Origin of the sequence: Micromonospora sp. DT41 (assembly GCF_049841715.1) — a bacterium.
In the GTDB taxonomy this organism is placed as follows: domain Bacteria; phylum Actinomycetota; class Actinomycetes; order Mycobacteriales; family Micromonosporaceae; genus Micromonospora; species Micromonospora profundi.
In genome coordinates this window covers 1-2,261 of record NZ_JBNCKU010000039.1, presented here as the reverse complement: position 1 = coordinate 2,261, position 2,261 = coordinate 1, and the positions used below count along the sequence as shown (strand labels likewise).

Annotated in this window: 2 protein-coding genes; both read right to left on the bottom strand. The window is 69.6% G+C overall.

From position 1 onward, the window contains the following. Positions 1–294 (bottom strand): AMP-binding protein (locus tag ACLQ23_RS31470; protein ID WP_425736160.1); only part of this gene is annotated, 294 nt, incomplete at its 3' end. Next, on the bottom strand, positions 291–2,261 hold a 1,971-nt coding region (locus tag ACLQ23_RS31465), incomplete at its 5' end, for a condensation domain-containing protein (protein ID WP_425736161.1). The genes ACLQ23_RS31470 and ACLQ23_RS31465, both read right to left, overlap by 4 nt.

The window sequence follows — 2,261 nt, the reverse complement described above, 5'->3', positions numbered from 1 at the left end:
GGCACCGGAGTCGCTGGTCTGGTACGCCAGCCTGGCCGGTGGCAGTTGCGGGTCCAGCATGGTCCAGGCGGCGCCGGTCTTCATCACCGCCAGTTGGGCTACGGGTAGGTGCAGGCCCCGGTCGAGCAGGAGCCCGACGATGTGGCCCGGGCCGATGCCGTGCCTGCGCAGCCTCTGGGCCAGTCGGGTGGATCGACGGTCCAACTCGCCGTAGCTGAGGTCGACGCCCTGGAACCGGATCGCCACCCGGTCGGGGTCATGACCCGCCAGTACGCCGTGCAACAGGCCCTTCATGCCACACCTACCTGGCCGTCGGTGTCCTCGGACGGGTTCAGCGCGTACAGGATGTGGTCGCGTTCGGCGGACGTGAGGATGTCGACGTCCTCGACGAGGTCGCCGGGCTGGGCCAGTCCGTTGGCGAGCGCGGTGATGCAGTGCTCGAGCAGGCGGTCGACGCGGTCGGCGTCGAAGAGTTCGGTGGAGTATTCGGCGGCGATGCTCAGCTGGCCGTCGGGTGTTTCTTCGATGCTGACCGCGATGTCGAAGCGGGCGCTTCCGGTGGTGGCGTCCACAGGTTCGGCGGTGAGTGTGCCGAGCCCCGACGCGCTCCGAGAGAGGGCTGGTTGCAGGGTGAGGCTGATCTGGAACAGGGGGTTGCGGCCGGTGACGCGTTCGGGTTTGAGGCTGTCGACGATCAGGCTGAACGGGATGTCCTGGAGTGCGGTGGCTTCCAGGACGGTGTCGTGGCAGCGGTGGATGAGGTCGGTGAAGGTGGGGTCGCCGTTGGTGTTGGTGCGTAGGACGACGGTGTTGGCGAAGTAGCCGACCATCGGTTCGGTGTCGATGTGGGTGCGGCCGGAGAAGATCGAGCCGATGGGTAGGTCGGTTTGTCCGGTGTAGCGGTGCAGCACGGTGAGCAGTGCGGCTTGGTGGATGGCGAGGAAGGAGACGTGGTGGTCGCGGGCGTAGCGGCGGGCGGCGGCTGTCACGTCGTCGGGCAACGGCCGGCCGATCCAGGCTCCGGCACCGGTGGGGTGAGCCGGACGCGGCCGGTCGCTGGGCAGATCCACCGTCGGTAGGTCGGCCAGGATCATCCGCCAGCGATCGAGTTGGCGACCCAACTCCTCATCGTCGAGGCGGGCGCGCTGCCAGGCCGCGTGGTCGGCGGGTTGTACGGGCAGGTCTGGTAGCTGGGCCTGGGTGGTGAGGCCGGTTTCCGCGGCGTAGAGGTGGGCCAACTCGTCGGCGAGGATCCCCACCGACCAGCCGTCGGCGACGATGTGGTGCGCGACGAGCACGAGCACGTGCTCGTCGGCCGCCAGGCGGGCCAGCGCCGTGCGGAATACCGGCCCGGTCGCCAGATCCATCCGGCGGCTGACCTGATCGTTGACCCAGGTGGTGACGGTGTCGGCCGCGATGTCGACCGCGGGCAGGGCAAGGTCGGCCGGTGCGGGGTCGATCACCAGGCGGGGGAGTCCGTTGTGCTCGACGAACCGCGTGCGCAGGGCTTCGTGTCGCACTACCAGCGCGTGCAGCGCTCGCCGCAGGGCGGGTTCGTCCAGCACGCCGCGCAGCCGGAGCGCGACGGGGATGTGGTAGACCGTGGACGCCGGGTCGAGTTGGTGTTCAAACCACAGCCCTTCCTGCTGCCGAGTGCATACCAGTGTTCCGTCACGCGGTACCGGCACGATCGCGGTCCGGCCGGCGGTGGGCTCGGCGCGGTCGAGGTGGGCGGCGAGGTCTTCGAGAACGGGGTTGGCGAACAGCTCACGCGGGTGTAGGTCGATGCCCAGTTGGTCGCGCACCCGGGCGGTGAGCTGGATGCCGAGCAGTGAGTTGCCGCCGTGGTCGAAGAAGTTGTCGGTCGCGCCTACCTGGTCGACCCGCATGAGGTCCCGCCAGACCCGGGCCAGCCACCGTTCGGTGTCGGTGCGCGGCGCCACGTGCTCGGTGACCGCAGGCGCGGGCTCGGGCAACTGGGCGGTGTCGAGCTTGCCGTTCGGCGTCAGCGGTAGCTCGGGCAGTGTGATGAGGGCGGTCGGGATCATGTAGGTGGGGAGCCGGTCGGCGAGGAACCGGCGTACGTCGGCCGGGTCTGCGTCGCCGACGACGTACCCGGTCAGGGTGCCGTTGCGAACCGCCACCGCGCTCTGCCGGACCGCCCGGTGCTCGCACAGGGCGTGTTCGATTTCGCCGAGTTCGACGCGTTGGCCGCGGAGTTGGACTTGTCGGTCGCGGCGTCCGAGGTATTCGAGGGTGCC